Genomic DNA, 23,343 nt, shown 5'->3' with positions numbered 1-23,343 from the left:
TCGGCCCTCAGCCCTTGTAGGCCTTGGCCGCCGCGGTCTCCAGTGCGGCCGCGGTCGCCTTCGGGTCGGAGGGGTCGCGCAGGAAGTCCTGGAGGATCTTCCACTCGCCGGTGCCCTTGGTGCCGCCGAAGGCCGCGGGTGCCTGGTCGGACATGTCGAAGCGGACCGAGTTCCCGGCGCCGACGAGGGACTCGGCGGTGGCCCGGGTGACGTCGTCGCCGTAGGAGGCGGGGTCGAGGTTCTTGTTCGGGGAGAGGAAGCCGCCCGCCTCCGCCCACACGGCCGCGGCCTCGGGCGTCGCGAGGTACTCCAGGAGCGCCATGCCGGCCTTGGAGTTCTTGCCGTCCTTGAGGACGACGGCCGCGTCGCCGCCGCTGACCACGGGTGCCTCGCCGCCGCCGACCGCGGGGAACGGGAAGAAGTTCGCGTCCTTGCCGATCTCCTTGCCGAACTGGTCCTTGGCGACCCCGGCGACGAAGTCCCCCTCGTAGACCATGCCGGCCTCGGGCTTCGGGCCGAAGACCTTCTCCACCGAGCCCGGGAAGTCGGTGTTCAGGGCGCCCTTCTGACCGCCCGCGACGAGCTGCTTGTCCTTGAAGAGCTTGCCGAGGGTGGTGAGCGCCTCGACCACACTGGCGTCGGTCCACTTCAGTTCGTGGGCGGCGAGGGCGTCGTACTTCTCGGGTCCGGCCTGGGAGAGGTAGACGTTCTCGAACCAGTCGGTCAGTGTCCAGCCGTCCTGCCCGGCGACCGAGAAGGCGGCGAGCCCGGAGTCGGAGACGGTCTGCCCGGCCTTCAGCATCTCGTCGTACGTCTTCGGCGGCTCGACCCCGGCCTGCGTGAGGGCCTCGGGGCTGTACCAGACGGTCGACTTGTGGGCGGCCTTGAAGTAGAGGCCGTAGAGGGTGCCGTCGACGGTCCCGTACGTCTGCCAGACGTCGGCGAAGTTGGTGCCGACGGACTTCCGGGCCGTCTTGGACAGCGGCTTCAGCCAGCCGTTGCCGGCGAACTGCCCCAGCACGCCGACCTGCGGGACCATCACGACGTCGGGGGCGTTGCCGCCCTCGATCTTGCTGCCGACGACGGTGGAGACGTTGTCGCCGGTGGAGACGAAGGAGGTCTTGGCGCCGGTCTTCTCGGTGAAGGCGTCCAGCACCTTCTGGAAGTTCTCCTGCTCGGTGCCGGACCAGACGCCGGCCACGGTGACGGACTGTCCGTCGAGCGCCTTGTCGCCGCCGCCCGCGGTGACGGGTCCGGAGCCGCCGCAGGCGGTGGCGCCGAGGGCGAGGGCGAGGGCGGTGCAGCCGGTGAGCAGGGTGGTGCTGTGTCGTCGCATCATCGTTGATGTCCCTTCGAGGGTCGGGCAGGAAAAGGTCGGAGGCGAGGTCAGAGGTCGGCGATCCACCAGGCGGCGGTGGAGCCGGGCAGGACGCCGGGCGGGCAGGGGCCGTCGCTGGCGAGCAGCGGGGCTCCCGGCACGGGGGCGGGCGTGGGGGCGGTGCCGAAGTTGACGGCGCAGACCAGGCCGTCGCCGCGGACGAAGGCCAGGACGCCGGGCGGGGTGTCGAGCCAGCGCAGGGTGCCCTCGCCCAGCTGCGGCAGTTCCGAGCGGAGTTGCAGGCCGTCGCGGTAGAGGTGCCAGAAGGAGCGGGTGTCGGCGAGGGCGCGGTCGGTGGCGTACTCGGCGAAGTACTCGGGCTGCGGCAGCCAGGGCTTGGCACTCCCGTCGCCCGCGGTGAAGCCGAACGGGGACGCCTGGCCCGACCAGGGCAGCGGCACCCGGCAGCCGTCGCGGACGCGGGCACGGCTGCCGGTGCGGTGGAAGATCGGGTCGGTGAGCGCGTCGTCGGGCAGGTCGACGACCTCGGGCAGGCCCAGTTCCTCGCCCTGGTAGATGTAGGCGGCTCCGGGCAGCGCCAGCATCAGGAGGGCGGCGGCGCGGGCGCGGGCGGTGCCGAGTCCGCTGCCGTCGGTGGCGGGTTCGCCGTAGCGGGTGACGGTGCGGACCTGGTCGTGGTTGTTGAGGACCCAGGTGACCGTGGAGCCGGTGCCGGCGATGTCCTGCATGGCCTCGGAGATGACCTTGCGGAAGGCGTCGGGGTCCCAGGGGGCGCCGAGGAGGTCGAAGAAGAAGGCCTGGTGGAGTTCGTCGGGGCGGACGTAGCGGGCGTGTTCGCGGGCGCTGGGGACCGACACCTCGCCGACGAGGAGGCGTTCGCGGCCGTCGCGGGCGGTGTACTCCTCGCAGACCGCGCGCCAGTGCCGCCACACGTCGTGCACCTCGGGCTGGTTCCAGGCGAGCGGGTTGACCGAGTCGCGGGTGCGGGCGTCGGCCTCCGGGTCCGGGGAGTCGGGCAGTTCGGGGTGCTTGTAGAGGCCGGCGGCGACGTCGATGCGGAAGCCGTCGGCGCCCCGGTCCAGCCAGAAGCGGAGTATCCGGTCGAACTCGGCGGCGACCTCGGGGGTGCGCCAGTTCCAGTCCGGCTGCTCGGGCGTGAACATGTGCAGGTACCACTGGCCGGGGCGGCCGTCGGGCTCGGTCACCCGGGTCCAGGCGGGGCCGCCGAACATGGCGTGCCAGTTGTTGGGCGGCTCGTCGCCGTCCGGACCGCGGCCGTCGGCGAAGTGGAAGCGGGCGCGGGCCGGGCTGCCGGGCGGGGACGCGAGCGCCTCGCGGAACCACGGGTGCTCGCTGGAGCAGTGGTTGGGGACGATGTCGAGCAGGACCCGGATGCCGAGGCGCCGGGCCGCGGCGACCAGCGCGTCGAACTCGTCGAGGTCGCCGAAGAGCGGGTCGACTCCCCGGTAGTCGGCGACGTCGTAGCCGTGGTCGTGCTGGGGCGAGGGGTAGAAGGGGCTCAGCCAGATCCCGTCCACGCCGAGTTTGCGCAGGTAGGGCAGTCCGGACCGGACGCCGGCGAGATCACCGACGCCGTCGCCGGTGCTGTCGAGGAAGCTGCGGACGTAGACCTGGTAGATCACCGCGTCACGCCACCAGTGGTGCCTGTTCACCCCGAGGACCTGTCTGTCGAGAGCCGTCGCTGTTGTGCATGCATGTTAGGTAGCGGTGTCGCGAAGGTGTCAACGAACAGAACAGAAGCTACTGAACAGTTGGGGATTTATATGCGGACTTTTCACCGCACTGAAGGCAGAGATGAGACGTCGGCGTTACCTAACACGTAACTAGGCTTGGGGTTTCAGTGCCGCGAGATGTCGGCCAGCTCCCGGGCCAGCCGTCGCACCGCCGCCTCGGGCGTCTGCCGCCCGGTCATCGCGTCGTGCACGACCGCCTGCACGGCCAGGCTGACCTGGTCGTAGCGCGGGCTCTTGGGCCGCGGGGCGGCGGCGAGCACGCTCGCGCGCAGCGTCGGCAGGTAGGGGAACGCCTCGATCAGCGCGGGGTCCTCGTACAGGTCGGCCCGTACGGGCGGCAGCGCGCCCCGGGTGAGGACCTGGCGCTGGACGCGCTCGCTGGTGAGGTACGCGATGAGGCGCGCGGCCGAGTCGGGGTGCCGGGCGTGGGTGCCGACGGCCAGGTTGGAGCCGCCGAGGACGCTGGTGCCGGGGCCGTCGGGGCCGGGCAGCGGTACGGCGCCGACCTTCCCGGCGACCGCGGAGTCCGGGGCGGAGGCGCTGACGTAGGCGTAGGGCCAGTTGCGCAGGAAGAGCAGGCGGCCGTCCTGGAAGGCCTGCTTGGACTCCTCCTCCTTGTAGGCCAGCGCCGCCTTCGGTATCCAGCCCTCGCGCACTCCGCGTGCCAGGAATCCGATGCCCTCGCGGGCCGCCGCCGAGTTGACGGTGACGCGTTCGCCCTCGTCGCCGAGGATGCTGCCGCCGGCCGAGTAGACGGACTCGGCGGCGTTCACGGTCAGGCCCTCGTAGGGCAGGAACTGGCCCGCGTAGCCGTCCAGTCCGTGCTTCGGGGCGATGGTCTCGGCGTACCGCTCCAGCTCCGCCCAGGTGCGCGGCGGCGGCACGCCCTCCGCGGCGAGGACGTCCTTGCGGTACAGGAGGAGGCCGGCGTTGGTGACGTACGGGACGGCGTAGAGCCGGCCGTCGTAGGTCGCGGTGCCGACGACGGGCGGCAGGAAGGTGCCGAGCGGGAAGCGGTCGCGGGGCAGCGGGCGTATCCAGCCGGCGGCGGCGAACTCGGAGGTCCAGTTGACGTCGATGTTGAGGACGTCGAAGCGGTGCCGGCCGCCGTCGCGCAGGTCGGTGGCCATCTGCGCGCGGGTCTCGTCGGCGGAGTCGGGCAGTTCGACGAGGGTGACCCGTTCGCCGGGGTGGGCGCGGTTCCAGCCCTCGAGGAGCGGGCCGAGGTAGCCGGTGAGGTCGCCGGCGGTGGCCAGGGTGAGCGGGCCCCGGCCGCTCGCGGCACCCACCTGCGCGCGGGCGCCGGAGGCGGCGTACCCGGTCAGGACGACGAGGAGGACGAGGAGGCCCCTACCGGCGGCGTGGATCCACCGCATAGGTTCCTCCCTGTACACCCTCGTACACCGGGCTCACTGGCTCGCACCGGCACCGGGCGTCCTCGTCCCGGTCAGAGGCCATGTATACCTGTTAGGTATGCGCGATACTAGGGCCTGGAGCACATCCGGGGACTCGAACAGAAGCGGGAGGACGGCTGAGTGCGCCTGCACCTCCTGGCTCTCCTGGCCCGCGGTCCGGCCCACGGCTACGAGCTGAAGCAGGACCTTGAGCAACTGCTGGGCTCCGCGTACCCTCAGCCGAACGTCGGCCAGATCTACGTCACCCTCGGCCGTCTCGAGAAGACGGGACTGATCGAGGGCGAGGACATCGAGCAGTCGAGCCGGCCCAACAAGAAGGTCTACCACCTCACCGACGCCGGGCGCGACGAGCTGCGGGCCTGGTACGAGGAGACGACGGACGAGCCGCGGGTGCGCGACGAGTTCTTCATGAAGCTCGCCCTGGCTCCGCAGACCGGGCTCGCCGACCAGATCGCCCTGATCAACAAGCAGCGGCGCCAGTACCTGAACACGATGCGGCAGCTGTCGAAACTGGCCGCCGCCGAAGACCGGGACAACCGCGTCGCCCACCTCCTCATCGAGGGCGCGATGCTGCACCTCCAGGCCGACCTCGACTGGCTGGAACGGTGCCAGGAAGAGCTGGAGGAGCTGGAGTGAGCGCTGGGACGAGTGCCGGCCCCGCTCCCGTGCTGCGCGCCGAGGGCCTGGTCAAGACGCACCGCGGTGAGGGCGCCCCCGCGCACGCCGTGCGCGGGGTGGACCTGACCGTGCGGCGCGGCGAGTTCGTGGCGGTCACCGGGCCGTCCGGTGCCGGGAAGTCGACGCTGCTGCACCTGCTCGGCGGGCTCCAGCGGCCGGACGCGGGCAGCCTGTGGCTGGACGGCGCGTGCACGGACGCGTACAGCGAGAAACGCTGGGCGGTCGAGCGTCGGAAGCGGATCGGGATCGTCTTCCAGTTCTTCAACCTGGTCTCCGACCTGTCCGTCGCCGACAACGTGGAGCTGCCCGCCCTGCTCGCCGGGCTGCCGCCGAAGCGGGCGCGCGCCGAGCGGGCGGAGCTGCTGGCCGAGCTGGGCCTGACGGGCAAGGAGCGCAGCATGCCCGGTGAGCTGTCCGGCGGCGAGCAGCAGCGGGTCGCGCTCGCCCGGGCGCTGGTCAACCATCCGCCGCTGCTGCTGGCGGACGAACCCGCGGGCAGCCTGGACGGCAAGGGCACCCGCGAGGTGATGCGGCTGCTGTCCCGCTTCCACCAGCGGGGCCAGACGATCCTGCTGGTCACCCATGACGCGCGGCTCGCCAGCGCCGCCGACCGGGTGATCAGTTTCTTCGACGGGCGGATAGCCGACGACGCCGAGCTGGACGCCGCGACGCCACCGCGCCGCCGTCCCGGGGCGTCCGCCGTCCTGGAACTCAAGGACTGACATGCGGGCGTACGACCACCGCGCGCACCGCGCACCGGAGGGCTGAGGCCGTGCGAGCGACCCTGCGCTGGGCCCACTCCGATCTGCGCACGCACCGGGGCGAGGCGCTGTTCCTCGTCCTGGCGACCGCCGGGATCGTCGCGTCGCTGCTGCTGGCCGCGGCCCTGTTCGGGTACGCGACCAACCCCTGGCAGCGGGTCTTCACGCAGGCCCGCGGCGCCCACGTCTGGCTGCACACCGACCGTGCCGCCGACCCCGGCGAGCTGGCCGCGCTGGACGGCGTCCAGTCCGTCGCCGGCCCCTATCCCACGGCCTCCGCGACCGTCGCCGTACGCGGCACCCGGGCCTCCGTCGAACTGCGCGGCACCGGCGAGGAGCCCGACGTGGGGCGCCCGCTGCTCACCGCCGGGCATTGGCTCGACGCCGACGAACCCGACGGGGTGGTCCTGGAGAGCCACCTCGCCCGCGCGCTGCTGGCCCAGCCCGGCGACATCCTCACCCTGCCCGGCACCCCGCGGACCCTCACGGTGCTCGGCATCGCCGACAGCCCCGAACGCCGCTACCGGCCGGGCGAGCAGCCGGGCCTGGTGTGGGCGCCGCCGGCCGCGGTGCCCGACCCGGGCGGTCAGGTGATCGGCCTGCGGCTGACCGATCCCGGGGAGACGGACTACGCCGTGCAGCGGGCGGTGACCGTGCTGGGCGCCGGGGCGATCGGGCAGGTCTCCACCTGGGAGCAGGCCCGCGCGGAGGCGCAGGGCGACAACCGGCTGCTCGGTCAGGTCCTCGGCCTGTTCGGACTGGGCGCGCTGCTCGCCGCGGGGCTGGCGGTGCACGGGGCGATCGGCACCCGGATCCGCGGTCATCTGCGGGACATCTCCGTGCTGAAGGCGATCGGCTTCACGCCGGGCCAGGTCGTGCGGGTCTTCCTGCTCCAGCACCTCGCCTACGCGCTGCTCGGCGCGGTGGCCGCCGCCGGGCTCACCCAGGCCCTCGGCAGCCGGGTGCCGGGGCGGCTCGGGGACGCGGTCGGGGTGTGGCAGGGGTTGCCCGAGCACACGGTGGCGCTGTTCGTCGTACCGGCGTGCGCGGTGCTGTTCATCGGCGCCACCACCGGCCTCGCGGCGTGGCGGGCGGGCCGGGTGCCGCCGGTTCCGCTGCCGCGCCCGGCGGGGGCGCAGGGCGGCGGGCTGTCCGGGGCGGCTCGGCGGGTGCTGGGGCTGCGGGTGTTCCGGGTGCCGGCGGGAGTCCGGACAGGGGCGCGTGGTGTACGAGGGCGTGATGTACGGGCGCGTGGGGTTCGGGGTTCCGGCGGAGCCGGTGCACCGGGTGCCGAGGCGTCGCCCGGCGTGCGCGAACTGGAGGTACGCGTGCCGCCCGCGCTCGTGCTCGGCTGGCACAAGGCGTTCGCCCGCCGCCCGCGCTCGTTCGCGACGGTGGCCCGGCTCACGCTGCCGCTGCTGCTGATCGTGGTGGCGATGAGCGCGTGGACCACCATCGACCGCTTCCACAGCCGGCCCGAGGAGATCGGCCTGCCGACCGCGCTGACCGTCCGCGTGGACGCCGACGCCGGTGACCGGAACACCCGGGCCCTGCTGGAGCACGACCCCGGGGTAGCCGCCGCCTACCCGGGTGTCGAGGTGGCCGCCCTGGTGCCGGGGCAGACCGCCACGATCGCGCTGCGCGGACTCGGCACCCGCGAGGACCCCTACCCGTACGCCCTGGCCGAGGGCCGCCGCGCGCACGGACCGGACGAGGCGGTGGCCGGGCAGGGGCTGCTTGACCTGCTGGAGGTGGAGGTCGGCGACTGGGTGCGGATGACCGTCGGCGACCGGCCGCAGATCCTGCACATCGTGGGCCGCAGCATCGAACCGGAGAACGCCGGCCGAGTCGTCTCGACCTCCCTGGACACTCTCCGGGAGAACGATCCGCGGCTCGAGCCGGCCCTCTACCAGCTGCGTCTGCACGCGGGCGCCGATCCGGACGAGGTCGCCGGGCGGCTCGCCGAGGCCGGGCAGGGCCGGCTCGACGTGCATGCCGTGGCGAACCCGGCCGACGGGCTCTCCCCGCTGCGCGGAGTCGTCCTCGGACTGGTGGCCGTCCTCGCGCTCGTCGGGCTGATCGAACTGCTCACCGCCATCGGCGGCACCGTCCGGGAGGGCGAACGGGACCTGCTCGCCCTCAAGGCGATCGGGCTCTCCCCGCGCCAGATCACCGGCATCACCGTCACGGCCACGGGCTGCACGGCCCTGGCGGCCGTGCTCCTCGCCGCCGCCCTCGGGCTGCCGCTCGCCCACTGGCTGATCGACGCCCAGGGCGCCTCCAGCGGCATCGGCGCGGGGATCGCCCGGGCGCCCTCCGCCGGTCTCCTGGTGGCCGTGGGCGCGGCGGCCGTGCTCGGTGCGGCGGCGCTGGCCGCGGTGCCGTCGGCCCGGGCGGCCCGGCGCCGCCTCGCGGACACGCTGAGCGCGGTGGCCTGACCGGAACCGCTCCGGCCACCCCTGGCAGCCCCCAGTCCGACCACCGCGCCGGTTCCTCACTGCCGGTCGCGCAGCTCCCGGTAGGCGGCGACCAGCGCCTCGGTGGAGGCGTCCAGGCCGGGCACCTCGGCGCCCTCGGTCAGGGCCGGTTCGACGCGCTTGGCGAGCACCTTGCCGAGCTCGACGCCCCACTGGTCGAAGGAGTCGATGTTCCAGACCGCGCCCTGTACGAACACCTTGTGCTCGTAGAGGGCGACGAGCTGTCCGAGCACCGACGGGGTCAGCTCGCGGGCCAGGATCGTGGTGGTGGGGTGGTCGCCTCGGAAGGTCTTGTGCGGGACCAGTTCCTCGGGCACGCCCTCCGCGCGCACCTCGTCCGGGGTCTTGCCGAAGGCCAGGGCCTGGGTCTGGGCGAAGAAGTTGGCCATCAGCAGGTCGTGCTGGGCCTTCAGTTCGTCGCTCAGCTCACCCACCGGCCGCGCGAAGCCGATGAAGTCCGCCGGGATCAGCTTCGTACCCTGGTGGATCAGCTGGTAGTACGCGTGCTGCCCGTTGGTGCCCGGCGTACCCCACACCACCGGCCCCGTCTGCCACTCCACCGGATTCCCGTCCCGGTCGACGGACTTGCCGTTGGACTCCATGTCCAGCTGCTGGAGGTACGCCGTGAACTTCGACAGGTAGTGCGAGTACGGCAGCACCGCGTGCGACTGCGCGCCCAGGAAGTCGCCGTACCAGACGCCCAACAGCCCCATCAGCAACGGGACGTTGGACTCGGCGGGGGCGGTGCGGAAGTGCTCGTCGACGAGGTGGAAGCCGTCCAGCATCTCCCGGAAGCGGTCCGGGCCGATGGCGATCATCAGGGACAGCCCGATCGCCGAGTCGAAGGAGTACCGGCCGCCAACCCAGTCCCAGAACTCGAACATGTTCGCCGTGTCGATGCCGAAGTCCGTGACCTTCTCGGCGTTCGTCGACAGGGCCACGAAGTGCCGGGCGACCGCGGCGTCGTCACCGAGGGTCTCGAGCAGCCAGGTCCGGGCCGAGGTGGCGTTGGTGACCGTCTCGATCGTGGTGAAGGTCTTGGAGGCGATGACGAACAGGGTCTCGGCCGGGTCCAGGTCGCGGACCGCCTCGTGCAGGTCGGCGCCGTCCACGTTGGAGACGAAGCGGACCGTGAGCGAGCGGTCGGTGAAGGCGCGCAGCGCCTCGTAGGCCATCGCGGGGCCCAGGTCGGAGCCGCCGATGCCGATGTTGACGACGTTCCTGATACGCCGGCCGGTGTGGCCGGTCCACTCGCCGGAGCGGACCCGGTCGGCGAAGCCGGCCATCTTGTCGAGCACGGCGTGCACCTTCGGGACGACGTTCTCGCCGTCGACCTCGATCACCGCGTCGCGCGGGGCCCGCAGCGCCGTGTGCAGGACGGCCCGGTCCTCGGTGATGTTGATGCGCTCACCGCGGAACATCGCGTCGCGCAGCCCGAACACGTCGGTCGCGGCGGCCAGTTCCTGGAGCAGGGCCAGCGTCTCGTCGGTGACGAGGTGCTTCGAGTAGTCGACGTACAGGTCGCCCACGCGAAGCGTCCAGCCGGTGCCGCGCCCCGGGGCGGCGGCGAACAGCTCACGCAGCCGCACCTGGCCGAGCTGCTCGCGGTGCTTGGCCAGCGCGGCCCATTCGGGCGTCTGGTGGAGCCTGGTACGACCGTCTGCGTTCATGTCGGACGTCAGCCTTCTTCCTTGAGATGTCCCAGCTGTCCCGGCTGTACAGCTGTTCCAACCTAAGTGATCAGGAGTGAAGGCGACCGACCGAATCGGAAACCGACGGAGGCGGAGACCGACGGTGTACGGAGCTAGATCTCGCCGCGCAGTTTGGCGAGTGCCTCGGCGAGGATCGCCTCGCCGTCCGCGTCGCTGCGGCGCTCGCGCACGTACGCGAGGTGGGTCTTGTAGGGCTCGGTGCGGGGCGGGTCCGGCGGATTGTCCCGGTCCTGTCCGGCGGGGAAGCCGCAGCGCGGGCAGTCCCAGGTCTCCGGGACCTGGGCGTCGCTCGCGAAGCTCGGCTGTGTCTCGTGTCCGTTGGAGCACCAGAAGGAGATGCGCAGACGCGGCGCGGACTCGCCGCGCTCGGCCTCGCCCATCGGCCCCGCCCCGACCCGGCTTCCCCGGATCGCGTTGCCACTTGCCACGGTCGTAACTCCCTGCGTGATGGTGCCGCGAAGCGAGTCGGCGTTTCGCTTCGCTGCGAGCGCCTCAGTCTACGTAAGGCCCAACGCGCGTCCAGTATTTGGAGTTACAAGCTCCAGTGCACAGACGCAAGCCCCATGATAGGCGGCGCGCCGAGGCGCGTACCGGACATGGGGCTTTACGTGCACAAGTGTGTGACGGGTCGACGCGACCGGTCAGTTGTTGGCCTTCAGGAGCAGGCCGAGCACCATGATGCACGCGAACCAGGCCAGACCGACCACCACGGTGATCCGGTCGAGGTTGCGCTCGGCGACCGAGGAGCCGCCGACGGACGACTGCATGCCGCCACCGAACATGTCGGAGAGACCGCCGCCCTTCCCCTTGTGCATCAGCACCAGCAGCATCAGCAGCAGGCTGAAGACGATCAGGGCGATCGAGAACCCCAAAACCACGGCTGGACCAACTTCCTCGGATTCGGATGAACGACGGGGGCACGGTGACAGCAGGCCACCATGCCCCCGCAAGGGTACGACGTATCGCCGCTAGCGCATACTCACTGGTCGATCTGCCTTCCGACCAGCGCGCCGGCTACTGGTCGCGGAAGCGGACGATCTTGACGAACTCGTCCGAGTCCAGCGAGGCGCCGCCCACCAGGGCACCGTCGATGTCGGGCTTCGCCATGATCTCGGCGACGTTGCCGGACTTGACGGAGCCGCCGTACTGGATGCGGACCTGGTCGGCCAGCTCCTGGGAGTACAGCTCGGCCAGCTTGCCGCGGATCGCCGCGCAGACCTCCTGGGCGTCGTCGGCGCCGCAGACCTTGCCGGTGCCGATGGCCCACACGGGCTCGTAGGCGATCACGACGGTCTCGGCCTGCTCGGCCGCAAGGTCCTTCAGGCCGCCCTCGACCTGGGCGAGGGTGTGCTCGACGTGGTTGCCCGCCTCGCGGACGTCCAGCTCCTCGCCGACGCACAGGATCGGGGTCAGACCGTGCTTGTAGGCGGCCTTGACCTTGGCGTTCACGATCTCGTCGGTCTCGGCGTGGTACTGCCGGCGCTCGGAGTGACCGACGGCCACGTACGCGCACTTCAGCTTGGCCAGCATCGGGCCCGAGATCTCGCCGGTGTAGGCGCCGCCGTCGTGCGCGGAGATGTCCTGGGCACCGTACTTGATCTTGAGCTTGTCCCCGTCGACCAGGGTCTGCACGGAGCGCAGGTCGGTGAAGGGGGCGAGGACGGCGACCTCGACGGCGTCGTAGTCCTTGTCCGCGAGGGCGAAGGCGAGCTTCTGGACGTGGGCGATGGCCTCGAGGTGGTTGAGGTTCATCTTCCAGTTGCCCGCCATCAGCGGCGTGCGGGTGGTCATCGGGGTCAGTCCTCCAGTGCGGCGAGGCCGGGGAGCGTCTTGCCCTCGAGGTATTCGAGGGAGGCGCCGCCGCCGGTCGAGATGTGGCCGAATGCGTTCTCGTCGAAGCCGAGCGTGCGCACGGCGGCGGCGGAGTCGCCGCCGCCGACCACGGTGAAGCCCGGGGCGTCGACGAGGGCCTGGGCGACCGCTTTGGTGCCCTCGGCGTAGTCGGGGTGCTCGAAGACGCCCATGGGACCGTTCCAGAAGACGGTGCCGGCGTCGGCGAGCTTCGATGCGTACAGCTTGCGGGTCTCGGGACCGATGTCCAGACCCTCCTGGTCGGCCGGGATGGCGTCCGCGGCGACGGTGGTGGGGTTGGCGGGGGCCTTCGTCTTCAGGTCCGGGAACTCGGGCGCGACCAGGACGTCGACGGGCAGGACCAGCTCGACGCCGTTCTTCTCGGCGCGCTCGATGTACTCCTGGACCGCCGGGATCTGGTCCTCCTGGAGCAGCGAGATGCCGACCTCGTACCCCTTGGCCTTGAGGAAGGTGTACGCCATGCCGCCGCCGATGAGGAGCCGGTCGGCCCTGCCGAGCAGCTGGTCGATGACGGCGAGCTTGTCGGAGACCTTGGCACCGCCGAGGGCGACCACGTACGGGCGCTTGACGTCGTCGGTGAGCTTCTTGAGGACGCCGACCTCGGTGGCGATGAGGTACCCGGCGTAGTGCGGGAGCCGCTTCGGCAGATCGAAGACGGAGGCGTGCTTGCGGTGCACCGCGCCGAAGCCGTCACCGACGTAGACGTCCGCGAGGCCGGCCAGCTTGTCGGCGAAGGCGGCGCGCTCGGCGTCGTCCTTGCTGGTCTCACCGGCGTTGAAGCGCAGGTTCTCGATGACGGCGACGCCGCCGTCGGCGAGGCCGGAGACGACGGCCTCGGCGGAGGTGCCGACCGTGTCCTCGGCGAAGGCGACGTCGGCGCCGAGCAGTTCACCGAGGCGGGCGGCGGCCGGGGCGAGGGAGAAGGCGGGGTCCGGGGCACCCTTGGGGCGGCCCAGGTGCGAGGCCACGATCACGCGGGCGCCCGCGTCGGCCAGCGCCTTGACGGTGGGCACCACGGCGCGGATGCGGCCGTCGTCGGTGATGGTGGTGCCGTCCAGCGGGACGTTCAGGTCGGCGCGGACGAAGACGCGCTTGCCCGCAACGCCTTCGGAGAGCAGTTCGTCGATCGTCTTCAAGAGGGCTCCTGGATTCTCGGATCGCTCGTGATCCTACGAGGGCTGGTGGCGGCGGACGCGACGCAGGGCCCGGACAGCGCGACCTTGCGCTGCCCGAGCCCTGCTACCGCATGAGGTGCCTTGCTGAAGTGGATCAGAGCTGGTTGCCGACGAAGACCGTGAGGTCGACGAGGCGGTTCGAGTAGCCCCACTCGTTGTCGTACCAGCCGAGGATCTTCACCGACTTGCCCTCCTGGACCATGGTCAGGGAGGAGTCGAAGGTGCAGGAGGCCGGGTCGCCCGTGATGTCCGAGGAGACGATCGCGTCCTCGGTGTAGAACAGGATGCCCTTGAGGTCGCCGTCGTCGGCGGCCTTCTTGAACGCGGCGTTGACCTCGTCCTTGGTGACCTCGCGCTGGAGCTCGACGACCAGGTCGGTGGCCGAGCCGGTCGGGACCGGGACGCGCATCGCGATGCCGTCGAGCTTGCCCTTGAGCTGCGGCAGGACCAGCGCGGTGGCCTTGGCGGCGCCCGTGGTGGTCGGGATGATGTTCTCCGCGGCGGCACGGGCGCGGCGCAGGTCCTTGTGCGGGAAGTCCAGGATCCGCTGGTCGTTGGTGTACGCGTGCACCGTCGTCATCAGGCCCTTGACGATGCCGAAGTTCTCGTCGAGGACCTTGGCCATCGGCGCCACACAGTTGGTGGTGCAGGAGGCGTTGGAGATGACGTGGTGGCTGGCCGGGTCGTACTTGTCCTGGTTGACGCCCATCACGATGGTGATGTCCTCGTCCTTGGCCGGAGCCGAGATGAGGACCTTCTTCGCGCCACCGGCGATGTGCTTCTCCGCGTCCGCCTTCTTCGTGAAGATGCCGGTCGACTCGACCACGATGTCGACGCCCAGCTCACCCCACGGGATGTCGGCCGGGTTGCGCTCGGACAGGACCTTGATGGTCTTGCCGTCGACGGTGATGGTGTCCTCGGTGTGCGAGACCTCCGCCTTGAGGCGGCCGAGGATGGTGTCGTACTTCAGCAGGTGGGCGGTGGTCGCGGTGTCACCCAGGTCGTTGACAGCCACGATCTCGATGTCCGCACCCTGCTCCAGCAGCGCGCGGAAGTAGTTACGACCGATGCGGCCAAAGCCGTTGATGCCTACGCGGATCGTCACGAACCGATCTCCTCGTTGGTACGCCGGCCCGATGTGCCGGCGAGCTGTATTTGGGATGTCCCCGACCACCTCCGACCCTACCTCTCCGGGGCCTCGGGGGTGACATCGAGACGCCCCATACCCGGCAGGGCGGTCCGTACCCGCCAGTAGGGGTACGGACCGCCCTGGGCGACGGGGACCGATCACCCGATTTCGCTACACCGGGTCAGTCCCCCGCACACCGGAATTCACTCGTCCAGGGCACGCAGCGCCTGCCGGACCAGTGCCGCGCGGGCGGCCGGTTCGGCGAGGTGCTCCAGGCCGAAGCCGAGCAGCACGGTGTCGTCCGTGGTGACGGCGCCGTAGGTCTGGAACAGGGTCCCGGTGCGGGTCCAGTCCTTCAGGACGGCGGGGCTGCCCGCGGGCGGGCCGGAGACCCGCCAGGCGCCCAGCGAGGTCTCGAAGCCCTCGGTCTGCGCCGCCGCGCCCCCGACGACCAGGGAGGCCACGTCGGCGAGGACGCCGCGGCCGCCGCTGCCCGGGTCGGTGACGTACGCGATCGAGACCTCCACGGACTTCCCTGCGTAGGCGCTCAGGTCGAACTCGACCTGCTTCCAGCCGCCGGAGGAGCCGGTGAGGCTGTTCCACTGCCCGGTGGTGCCGGTCGCGGTGCAGCCCTCGTCGGACAGCGTCAGGTAGTGCGCCAGCCAGGGGTGCCCGGCCAGGTAGAACCCGGCCGCGCACTCGGCGGGCACGGCCGTGCCGGTGGCGCCGTTCGCCTCGGGCAGCGTGGTCCAGTCGTCGGCGCCGGTGGTGTGGGCCTCGACCAGGGCGTTGTCGTAGCCGCGCTCGGTGTCCCACAGCAGCTGGGTGCGGAGCGTGGGACGGTCGGAGGCGGTGACTCCGGTGAGGTCGACGGTGCGGGTGAGTCGCTTGTAGGCGTCGTCGGTGTGGACGGCGGCGGCCATCCACTCCCCCGCGTACGGCCCGTACGGGTTGACCGTTCCGGCGAACTTCCCGGCGCCCGCGCTCGCGAACTGCGGGTACGTGCCGGGGTCCAGCTCGTCGGAGGTCACGCTGTACGCGCCGGCGGCGTCCAGCGGGTTGCCGGGGGCGTCGCCGAGGGTGCCGTCGGCCTTGTCGAGCTTGCCGGAGCCGGTGAACCCGGTGGCGCCGGAGGTGGCGGTGCGGGTGTAGGCGCCCAGGTAGTACTGGCTGAAGTCGTCGGAGAGGGTGCCGCCGCCGAGGTCGACGTCGCCGCCGGCCTGCTCGCCGGCTTCGATCAGCTTGCCGCCCTCGTTGAGGAAGGCGCGCAGCTGGAGCTGGGTGGCGTTGCCGGGCACCGCGGCGCCCGTGTAGTGGACGACGGTGCCGAAGTGGCCGAGGACGCCGAGCGCGTCGGGGGCGCCCTGCGTGGCGACGTCCCAGACGGCGGCGCGGTGGCCGTTGGCCTTGAGCGCGTCGACGTACGTCTGGGTCTGCGTGGTCTTCGCGCCTTCCTCGGCGACGACGAGGACGTCGGCGCGGGGCCGCTCGGCGACCTTGTACGTGAAGTGCTCGCTCTCGGTGCGCTTGCCGTGCCGGTCGTGGCCGTGGTGGGTGCCCCGGGGTGCCTCGCCGGTGAACCAGACCTCGACGCGGTCGCCGGGGTCGGCGCCCCTGACCTCGGCCCGGTACTCGTCGAAGTAGAGGTTGTCCTCGCCGCCGTACGTCTCGCCGCCCCGCCAGGGCCGCAGCGTCGCGTCGTGGGTGCGGCCGCCGTTGACGCGGTACTTCAGCTCCTTGTCGCGCACGGACTTGCGGACGACGACGGAGACCTCCTGGTCGGCGCCGCGTGCGTAGGAGGTGGTGAAGGGGGCCGGGGTGAAGTCGGCGGCGTCCAGGCCGACCGAGGAGGACGGCCGGTCGGGGTGCGCGGCGGACTCGGCGACGGAGAGCGCGAAGGGGATGTTCTTGGCGAACTCCTGCTGGATCAGCTTCTCGTCGTCGGGGAAGTTGAAGCCCGACTGGCAGTCGCGGGCGTTCCACTGGTCGTCGGGGTCCACGTCGGAGGCCGTCTGGCAGGTCGACATCTCCGGGGTGAACATCGCCATGCCGTTGACGTTGGCCGCGTGCCCGTCGGCCTCGCCGTTGGTGGTGTACAGCTCGGAGGAGACCTGCGGGTGGTAGCCGGGGATCGCGGAGTTGTCGGGGGTGCCGGCCAGCGCCTGGTAGAGGACGTCGTCCGGGGTGTTGGTGGCCACCTGCCAGCCGACGCCGTAGAGGAGGAGTTCGGCGGCGGAGTGGTAGTTGATGCCGTACGTGAAGCCGATCCGCTTCTGGAAGGCGTCCAGTGCCTTGGTCTCGGGCTCGGAGCCGGGGCTCGCGCCGCGGTAGGTCTCGCTGGTGGGGTTGGGGGACGAGCCCTCGTCGTCGTAGCCCCACTTGTAGGCGAAGTTGCGGTTGAGGTCGACGCCGTCGCCGGTGCTGATGGTGCCGTCGCCGTTGACGTCGCGCAGGTTCTTGCGCCAGAGGCGGTTGTCGTCGCTCTCGAAGGTGTAGTCGTAGCCGTCGGGGTTGGCCGACAGGACGAACCACAGTTCGGTGGAGTCGACGATCTTCCTGATCCGCCGGTCCTTCTTGTAGTTGTCCAGGTAGTGGTGCATCAGCCGCCGGGTCATCTCCGGGGTGATCCACTCGCGCGCGTGCTGGTTGGACATGTAGAGGACGGAGGGCTTGGAGCCGTCCTTCGACTTCTTCGCGTGCTTGGTGAGCTTGAGCGCCAGGATGTCCTGGCCGTTGACCGTCTTGCCGATGGAGACGACCTTGGTGAGGCCGGGGTTCTCCTGGGCGGTGCGCAGGATCTCCTCGCGCAGGCCGCCGCTGCCGCTGTAGGGGCGGAAGACGCCGTCGGCGGCGTCGTCGACGCGCTCGGCGGCCTTGGCGGACAGGGTGTGCTCGGTGAGGTCGACGCCCTGTTCCTCGAGCGTGCCGGCCTGCTTGTCGGTCAGGTAGAGCTCGACGGCGGCGGTTCCCCGGGCGGGTACCTGCTCGCCGAGTTCGTGGCCGTCCTGGCCGGCGGCCAGCAGCAGGGGTACCTGCTCCTTGGTGACGTCGGCGCGGAAGACCTTCACTTCGTTCGCGTCCGGGGTCGCCGGGTCCGCGGGGTGTGCCTGGGCGTTGGGTGCGAAGCTCGCTCCGCCGATCAGGAGCGCGCCGACGGCGAGGATCGATCTCGCTCTTCGTCTCATGAAACCCCCTGGGTGGGGCCTGTCCGACAGGCCTGGGTCCGCCACGGCGGCGAACAGATGCCAGGCTCATGACAGCTCATGATCGAGTCAAGAGTGCGGCAAGGACACGCGAAAGCCGGTACCGGTCACCCAAGTGGGCGCCGGCACCGGCTCGTTGTCCTCGTTCCGTACGGCCCGGGGGCCCGGGGCCCGGGGGCGTCCGCTCAGCCGACGAGGTTGTCGGCCATCTCCTCCTCGCCGAGGTTGGCGTCCGTGCCGGCGATGCCCAGGTCCGAGGCCCGCTTGTCGGCCATGGCCAGCAGACGGCGGATGCGGCCGGCGACGGCGTCCTTGGTCAGCGGCGGGTCGGCGAGGGCGCCCAGCTCCTCCAGGGAGGCCTGCTTGTGCTCCATACGGAGCCGGCCCGCGGCGGCGAGGTGCTCGGGCACGTCGTCGGCGAGGATCTCCAGGGCGCGCTGGACCCGGGCGCCGGCGGCGACGGCCGCGCGGGCGGAGCGGCGCAGATTGGCGTCGTCGAAGTTGGCGAGGCGGTTGGCGGTGGCGCGGACCTCGCGCCGCAGCCGCCGCTCCTCCCAGGCCAGCACCGCGTCGTGGGCGCCGAGCCGGGTGAGCAGCGCGCCGATCGCGTCGCCGTCGCGGACGACGACCCGGTCCACACCGCGCACCTCGCGCGCCTTGGCGGGGATAGACAGCCGGCGGGCGGCGCCCACCAGCGCGAGCGCGGCCTCCGGGCCCGGGCAGGTCACCTCCAGGGAGGAGGAGCGGCCGGGCTCGGTGAGCGAGCCGTGCGCCAGGAATGCTCCGCGCCAGGCGGCCTCGGCGTCGCAGGTGGCCCCCGAGACCACCTGCGGCGGCAGACCGCGGATCGGGCGGCCCCGGCCGTCCACCAGGCCGGTCTGCCGGGCCAGCTGGTCACCGCCCGCGACCACCCGGACGACGTAGCGCGAACCGCGGCGCAGCCCGCCCGGCGCCATCACGATCAGCTCGGAACTGTGTCCGAAGATCTCCAGGATGTCCTGCTTCAGCCGACGGGCCGCCCTCGCGATGTCCAGCTCCGCCTCGATCACAATGCGCCCGCTCACCAGGTGGAGGCCGCCGGCGAACCGCAGAATGGCGGAGACCTCCGCCTTTCTGCAGCAGGTCCGGGTGACGGGGAGCCGGGAGATCTCATCCTTCACCGCTGCCGTCATCGCCATGGGCCGATCCTTCCATGCATCCGAAAAATACGGTCGTACGCGGCGGCCAGCAGCTCCGGGTCGTGCCTCGGGGTCCCGTCGGTCCGGGCGACCGGAGCCAGCTCGACCGCGGCGCCGAACCGTTTCGCGGCGTCGGTGAGCGAGTCACGGTCGGGCACGGCGGCCTCGTCGGCCAGCACCACGTCCAGGGCGAGTTTAGGGGCGTGTCGTCCCAAAACCTCCAAATGACGCTGCGGTGAGAAGCCCTCAGTTTCTCCGGGCTGCGGGGCGAGGTTCAGCGAGAGCACCCGGCGCGCCTTCGTCTCGACCAGCGCGTCCAGCAGATCCGGCACGAGCAGGTGCGGGATGACCGACGAGAACCAGGAGCCGGGGCCCAGCACCACCCAGTCGGCGTCCAGGACGGCGTCGACCGCGTCGGGGACGGCCGGCGGGTCGCTGGGCACCAGGTGCACGGACTGCACCTCACCGGGCGTGAGCGCCACGGTCGCCTGTCCCCGTACGGTGTCCACCTCGTCGGGCCGCTCCGGGTCGTGGCCCCTGACCAGGGCCTGGAGCTCCAGCGGGACGGCGGACATGGGCAGCACCCGCCCGTGCGCGCCGAGCAGCTTGCCCACCAGGTCCAGCGCCTGGACGTGGTCGCCGAGCTGCTCCCACAGGGCGACGATCAGCAGATTGCCGACCGCGTGTTCGTGCAGGTCGCCCTGGGACTGGAAGCGGTGCTGGATGACGCGGGCCCAGGTCTGGCCCCAGTCGTCGTCGCCGCACAGCGCGGCCAGCGCCTTGCGCAGGTCGCCGGGCGGCAGCACGCCCAGCTCGTCGCGCAGGCGCCCGCTGGAGCCGCCGTCGTCGGCGACGGTGACGACGGCGGTGAGGTCGCCGGTGATCCGGCGCAGTGCGGCGAGCGAGGCGGACAGGCCCATGCCGCCGCCGAGGGCGACGACCTTGGGCTGGGCCCCCCGGCGGCGCGGCTTGCCGCCGCGCGTCTGTTCGGGCCGGGCCGCCCGGGCGTCGGCGGGCCTGCCGCCGCGCCCCTCGGGCACCACCCGGCGCAGCCTGCTCAGCCGCGGAGTGCGTCCTGTCATTCCCCTGTCATTCCCGTCCCATGTCCCGGTGGACGACCACCGTCTCCACGCCCTCGGCGGCGAGCCGGGCGGCGAGCTTCTCCGACATGGCCACGGACCGGTGCTTGCCGCCGGTGCAGCCGACGGCGACGGTCACATAGCGCTTGCCCTCCCGACGGTAGCCCGCGGCGATCAGCTGGAGCAGCTCGGCATAGCGGTCGAGGAACTCCTTGGCCCCGGGCTGGTTGAGGACGTAGCTGGAGACCTCCTCGTTGAGCCCGGTGAAGGGGCGCAGCTCCGGGACCCAGTGCGGGTTGGGCAGGAAGCGCATGTCGACGACGAGGTCGGCGTCGACCGGGAGCCCGTACTTGAAGCCGAAGGACATCACCGTGGCCCGCAGCTCGGGCTCCTCGTCGCCGGCGAACTGCGCGTCCATCTTGGCGCGCAGCTCGTGCACGTTGAGGCTGGAGGTGTCGATCACCAGGTCGGCGTCGCCGCGCAGCTCCCGCAGCAGCTCGCGCTCGGCGGCGATGCCGTCGACGATGCGGCCGTCGCCCTGGAGGGGGTGCGGGCGGCGCACCGACTCGAAACGGCGCACCAGGGCGTCGTCGGAGGACTCCAGGAAGACGATCCGGCGGGTGACACCGCGGGCGTCGAGGTCCGCGAGGGACTCGCGCAGGTTGTCGAAGAAGCGCCGGCCGCGGACGTCGACGACCACCGCGATGCGGGCCACGTTGCCCTGGGAACGGGCACCCAGCTCCACCATCGTGGGGATCAGCGCGGGCGGCAGGTTGTCGACGACGAACCAGCCGAGGTCCTCCAGACACTTGGCGGCCGTCGAGCGGCCGGCCCCGGACATGCCGGAGATGATCACCAGCTCGGGGATGGCCGCCTCGTGCGCCCCGGCTGTTTCCTTGCCCGTACTCACCTGTGCTCCGTCGTCGCGCGTCTGTTCTCGGTCCGCTGCGGGCTGTGCCTCGTGCTCGGTCATCTCTCCTGCCCCCGTCGTTCGTCCGGGGTGCCCGCGGACACGGGCTCCCCCGGGGCATCCGCCGTCGTCTCGGGTGCCCCGTCCTCGTCATCCATGATCTCTCCGGTCGCCGTGTTCACGGCGGGCCCGGCCGGGGTGGCCCCGGCCAGGGCCGCGGCGACGGTCTCGGCCGTCTTGCGGCCTATGCCGGGCACCTCGCAGATCTGGTCGATCGTCGCCGACCGCAGCCTCTTCACCGAACCGAAGTGCTTGATCAGTGCCTGCTTGCGGGTCTCCCCCAGGCCGGGCACCTCGTCCAGCGGGCCGGCGCGGAAGCGTTTGGCGCGCTTGGCGCGCTGGTAGGTGATCGCGAAGCGGTGGGCCTCGTCACGGACCCGCTGGAGCAGGTAGAGGCCCTCGCTGGTGCGGGGCAGGACGACCGGGTCGTCCTCCCGGGGCAGCCAGACCTCCTCCAGGCGCTTGGCGAGACCGCACACGGCGACGTCGTCGATGCCCAGCTCGTCCAGCGCCCGCTGGGCGGCCGCGACCTGCGGCTGCCCACCGTCGACGACGACGAGCTGCGGCGGGTATGCGAACCGCTTGGGCCGGCCGTCCTCGTCCTTGAGCGCCGGGCCGTGGGTGAGGGCCTCGCCGTCGTCCGGTCCGGTCCCACCGGCCGTGCCGGCTTCACCGTCGGTGCGCTGCCCGCCGTCGGTGCGCTGCTCACCGTCAATGCGCTGCTCACCCTCGGTGCGCTGCTCACCGTCGGTGAGTCCCTCGCCGTCCGCCCACTCGCCGGTCTTCTCCTTCTCGGCGAGGTAGCGGCGGAAGCGGCGGGTGATGACCTCGTGCATGGAACGGACGTCGTCCTGTCCCTCGAAGCCCTTGATCTGGAACCGCCGGTATTCGCTCTTCCGGGCCAGCCCGTCCTCGAAGACGACCATGGAGGCCACGACGTCGTCGCCCTGGAGGTGCGAGATGTCGTAGCACTCGACGCGCAGCGGGGCGCTGTCGAGGTCGAGGGCCTCGGCGATCTCCTCCAGCGCGCGCGAGCGCGTGGTCAGGTCGGAGGCGCGCTTGGTCTTGTGCAGGACGAGGGCCTGCTGGGCGTTGCGCTGGACGGTCTCCATCAGCGCCTTCTTGTCGCCGCGCTGCGGAATGCGCAGCGACACGCCCGACCCGCGGCGCTCGGTCAGCCACAGCTGGACGGGCTCGACCGGGTCGGGCAGGGCGGGGACCAGGACCTCCTTGGGGACGGCGTCGCCGCTCTCCTCGCCGTACAGCTGCTGGAGGGCGTGCTCGACGAGGGCGCCGGTGGTGATCTCCTCCACCTTGTCGGTGACCCAGCCGCGCTGGCCGCGCACCCGTCCGCCGCGCACGTGGAAGATCTGGACGGCCGCCTCCAGCTCGTCCTCGGCGACCGCGATCAGGTCGGCGTCGGTGGCGTCGGCGAGCACGACCGCGCTCTTCTCCATCGCCTTCCTGAGGGCACCGATGTCGTCCCGCAGGCGCGCCGCCCGCTCGTACTCCATCTCCTCCGCGGCGTCGGCCATCTGCCGCTCCAGGCGGCGCAGGTAGGTCCCGGTGCGGCCGGCCATGAAGTCGCAGAACTCGTCGGCCAGGTCCCAGTGGTCGTCTGGCGTGATCCGGCCGACGCAGGGCGCGGAGCACTTGCCGATGTAGCCGAGCAGACAGGGACGGCCCGTACGGGCGGCGTTCTTGAAGACGCCCGCGGAGCAGGTGCGCACCGGGAAGACGCGGAGCAGGAGGTCGACCGTGTCGCGGATCGCCCAGGCGTGGCCGTAGGGCCCGAAGTAGCGCACGCCCTTCTTCTTGTGGCCGCGCATCACCTGGACGCGCGGGAACTCCTCGTTCATCGTCACCGCGAGGTACGGGTAGCTCTTGTCGTCGCGGTACTTGACGTTGAACCGGGGGTCGTACTCCTTGATCCAGGAGTACTCCAGCTGTAGCGCCTCGACCTCCGTGGACACCACCGTCCACTCCACGGACGCCGCCGTGGTGACCATGGTGCGGGTGCGGGGGTGCAGGTTCGCCAGGTCCTGGAAGTAGTTCGCCAGGCGCTGGCGCAGGCTCTTCGCCTTTCCGACGTAGATCACCCGGCGGTGCTCGTCGCGGAACCTGTACACCCCCGGGGAGTCCGGGATCTCTCCCGGCCTGGGGCGGTAGCTGGAGGGGTCGGCCATGACTCACACCCTACTGGCGCGGACCGACACTACGGCGGGGCTGTGGACGACGGGCCGGGCCCTCTGTGGACAACCGGCGGGGAGACCGTGGGCACCCGGCGAGGAGGGGGCGCGGGCAGCCGGAGAAGGAGGTGGCGGGCAACCGGAGAGGGGGTCCGGGGCAGCCGGAGGAGAGAACGCGGGAAGACGGTGCGGGGCCGGCCGGTCACGGTGGGTGGCCCCCGGGAGGGCGGGCCCGTGCGTTCTCGGCCAGGAGCGCACGGCGGTGGGCCGCCAGGTGTTGTCGGGACTAGGTCAACACGCTTCAATGCGGGGGGACTCGGGGCCTGAAGCGCGGCGTACGGATGTGAAGACCTCTGCGCCGCGACCGGGGGCGGCCCCGGCCGATCCGTGTCGACGGTCTGACCAGCCGTCG

The 23,343-nt window shown here is 71.7% G+C and carries 17 protein-coding genes; 3 read left to right on the top strand and 14 right to left on the bottom strand.

The window, feature by feature from the left end; all coding sequences use genetic code 11:
• Positions 1–7: 7 nt before the first annotated feature.
• The 3 genes from Sco07f_RS29805 to Sco07f_RS29795 form a co-directional block, all read right to left on the bottom strand.
• Entirely contained in the window at positions 8–1,336 is a 1,329-nt protein-coding gene (locus Sco07f_RS29805; RefSeq protein ID WP_439959701.1) for an ABC transporter substrate-binding protein, read from the bottom strand.
• 50 nt (positions 1,337–1,386) lie between these two features.
• Positions 1,387–3,012, bottom strand: a complete 1,626-nt coding sequence (locus Sco07f_RS29800; RefSeq protein WP_108989658.1) for a glycoside hydrolase family 13 protein — start codon at positions 3,010–3,012, stop codon at positions 1,387–1,389.
• Between the two features lie 185 nt (positions 3,013–3,197).
• Complete coding sequence (locus Sco07f_RS29795; protein WP_054102425.1) at positions 3,198–4,469, bottom strand: ABC transporter substrate-binding protein; 1,272 nt, start codon at positions 4,467–4,469, stop codon at positions 3,198–3,200.
• A gap of 159 nt (positions 4,470–4,628) precedes the next feature.
• Here Sco07f_RS29795 and Sco07f_RS29790 point away from each other — a divergent pair, with 159 nt between their 5' ends.
• From Sco07f_RS29790 to Sco07f_RS29780, 3 genes are read left to right on the top strand one after another with little or no spacing between them, the layout of a single operon-like run.
• Positions 4,629–5,144 carry a PadR family transcriptional regulator gene (locus tag Sco07f_RS29790; protein ID WP_007448335.1) on the top strand — a complete coding sequence of 172 codons (516 nt, stop codon included), beginning with the start codon at positions 4,629–4,631 and terminating at the stop codon, positions 5,142–5,144.
• Positions 5,141–5,908, top strand: coding sequence for an ABC transporter ATP-binding protein (locus tag Sco07f_RS29785; RefSeq protein WP_087791527.1), 768 nt, complete (start codon positions 5,141–5,143; stop codon positions 5,906–5,908). Before Sco07f_RS29790 ends, Sco07f_RS29785 begins: the two co-directional genes overlap by 4 nt.
• 50 nt (positions 5,909–5,958) lie before the next feature.
• Positions 5,959–8,385, top strand: coding sequence for an FtsX-like permease family protein (locus Sco07f_RS29780; protein WP_108989657.1), 2,427 nt, complete (start codon positions 5,959–5,961; stop codon positions 8,383–8,385).
• A 56-nt stretch (positions 8,386–8,441) separates the two neighbouring features.
• Here the strand turns inward: Sco07f_RS29780 and pgi are convergent, their stop codons facing one another.
• From pgi to uvrC, 11 genes are all read right to left on the bottom strand, one after another.
• Positions 8,442–10,094 carry a glucose-6-phosphate isomerase gene (gene pgi, locus Sco07f_RS29775; protein WP_108989656.1) on the bottom strand — a complete coding sequence of 551 codons (1,653 nt, stop codon included), beginning with the start codon at positions 10,092–10,094 and terminating at the stop codon, positions 8,442–8,444.
• A gap of 134 nt (positions 10,095–10,228) precedes the next feature.
• A complete protein-coding gene (locus Sco07f_RS29770; protein ID WP_003976875.1) occupies positions 10,229–10,564 on the bottom strand; it encodes an RNA polymerase-binding protein RbpA in 336 nt (111 codons plus the stop codon).
• A gap of 213 nt (positions 10,565–10,777) precedes the next feature.
• Positions 10,778–11,014 carry a preprotein translocase subunit SecG gene (gene secG, locus Sco07f_RS29765; protein WP_007448240.1) on the bottom strand — a complete coding sequence of 79 codons (237 nt, stop codon included), beginning with the start codon at positions 11,012–11,014 and terminating at the stop codon, positions 10,778–10,780.
• Between the two features lie 136 nt (positions 11,015–11,150).
• Positions 11,151–11,927, bottom strand: a complete 777-nt coding sequence (gene tpiA / locus Sco07f_RS29760; RefSeq protein ID WP_007448242.1) for a triose-phosphate isomerase — start codon at positions 11,925–11,927, stop codon at positions 11,151–11,153.
• A gap of 5 nt (positions 11,928–11,932) precedes the next feature.
• Positions 11,933–13,144 (bottom strand): phosphoglycerate kinase, encoded by a 1,212-nt coding sequence (locus Sco07f_RS29755; protein WP_007448243.1) that lies wholly within the window; start codon positions 13,142–13,144, stop codon positions 11,933–11,935.
• A gap of 133 nt (positions 13,145–13,277) precedes the next feature.
• The gene (gap, locus tag Sco07f_RS29750) at positions 13,278–14,288 is read right to left on the bottom strand and encodes a type I glyceraldehyde-3-phosphate dehydrogenase (RefSeq protein WP_007448244.1); all 1,011 of its coding nucleotides are present in this window, start codon (positions 14,286–14,288) and stop codon (positions 13,278–13,280) included.
• Positions 14,289–14,515: 227 nt separating this feature from the next.
• Positions 14,516–17,497, bottom strand: a complete 2,982-nt coding sequence (locus Sco07f_RS29745; RefSeq protein ID WP_108989655.1) for a M14 family metallopeptidase — start codon at positions 17,495–17,497, stop codon at positions 14,516–14,518.
• Between the two features lie 203 nt (positions 17,498–17,700).
• Positions 17,701–18,693 carry a DNA-binding protein WhiA gene (gene whiA, locus Sco07f_RS29735; RefSeq protein WP_007448247.1) on the bottom strand — a complete coding sequence of 331 codons (993 nt, stop codon included), beginning with the start codon at positions 18,691–18,693 and terminating at the stop codon, positions 17,701–17,703.
• Positions 18,684–19,775, bottom strand: coding sequence for a gluconeogenesis factor YvcK family protein (locus Sco07f_RS29730; RefSeq protein WP_054103417.1), 1,092 nt, complete (start codon positions 19,773–19,775; stop codon positions 18,684–18,686). Before Sco07f_RS29730 ends, whiA begins: the two co-directional genes overlap by 10 nt.
• Before the next feature lie 7 nt (positions 19,776–19,782).
• The gene (rapZ, locus tag Sco07f_RS29725; RefSeq protein WP_007448225.1) at positions 19,783–20,745 is read right to left on the bottom strand and encodes an RNase adapter RapZ; all 963 of its coding nucleotides are present in this window, start codon (positions 20,743–20,745) and stop codon (positions 19,783–19,785) included.
• Positions 20,742–22,928 carry an excinuclease ABC subunit UvrC gene (gene uvrC, locus Sco07f_RS29720; RefSeq protein ID WP_108989654.1) on the bottom strand — a complete coding sequence of 729 codons (2,187 nt, stop codon included), beginning with the start codon at positions 22,926–22,928 and terminating at the stop codon, positions 20,742–20,744. The genes rapZ and uvrC overlap by 4 nt, the downstream gene beginning before the upstream one ends.
• Between the last annotated feature and the right edge of the window lie 415 nt (positions 22,929–23,343).

Source organism: Streptomyces coelicoflavus (genome assembly GCF_003112555.1).
Classification (GTDB): Bacteria; Actinomycetota; Actinomycetes; order Streptomycetales; family Streptomycetaceae; genus Streptomyces; species Streptomyces coelicoflavus.
Note: the sequence above shows the minus strand (reverse complement) of the source record. Positions and strands in the feature narration are given on the sequence as shown.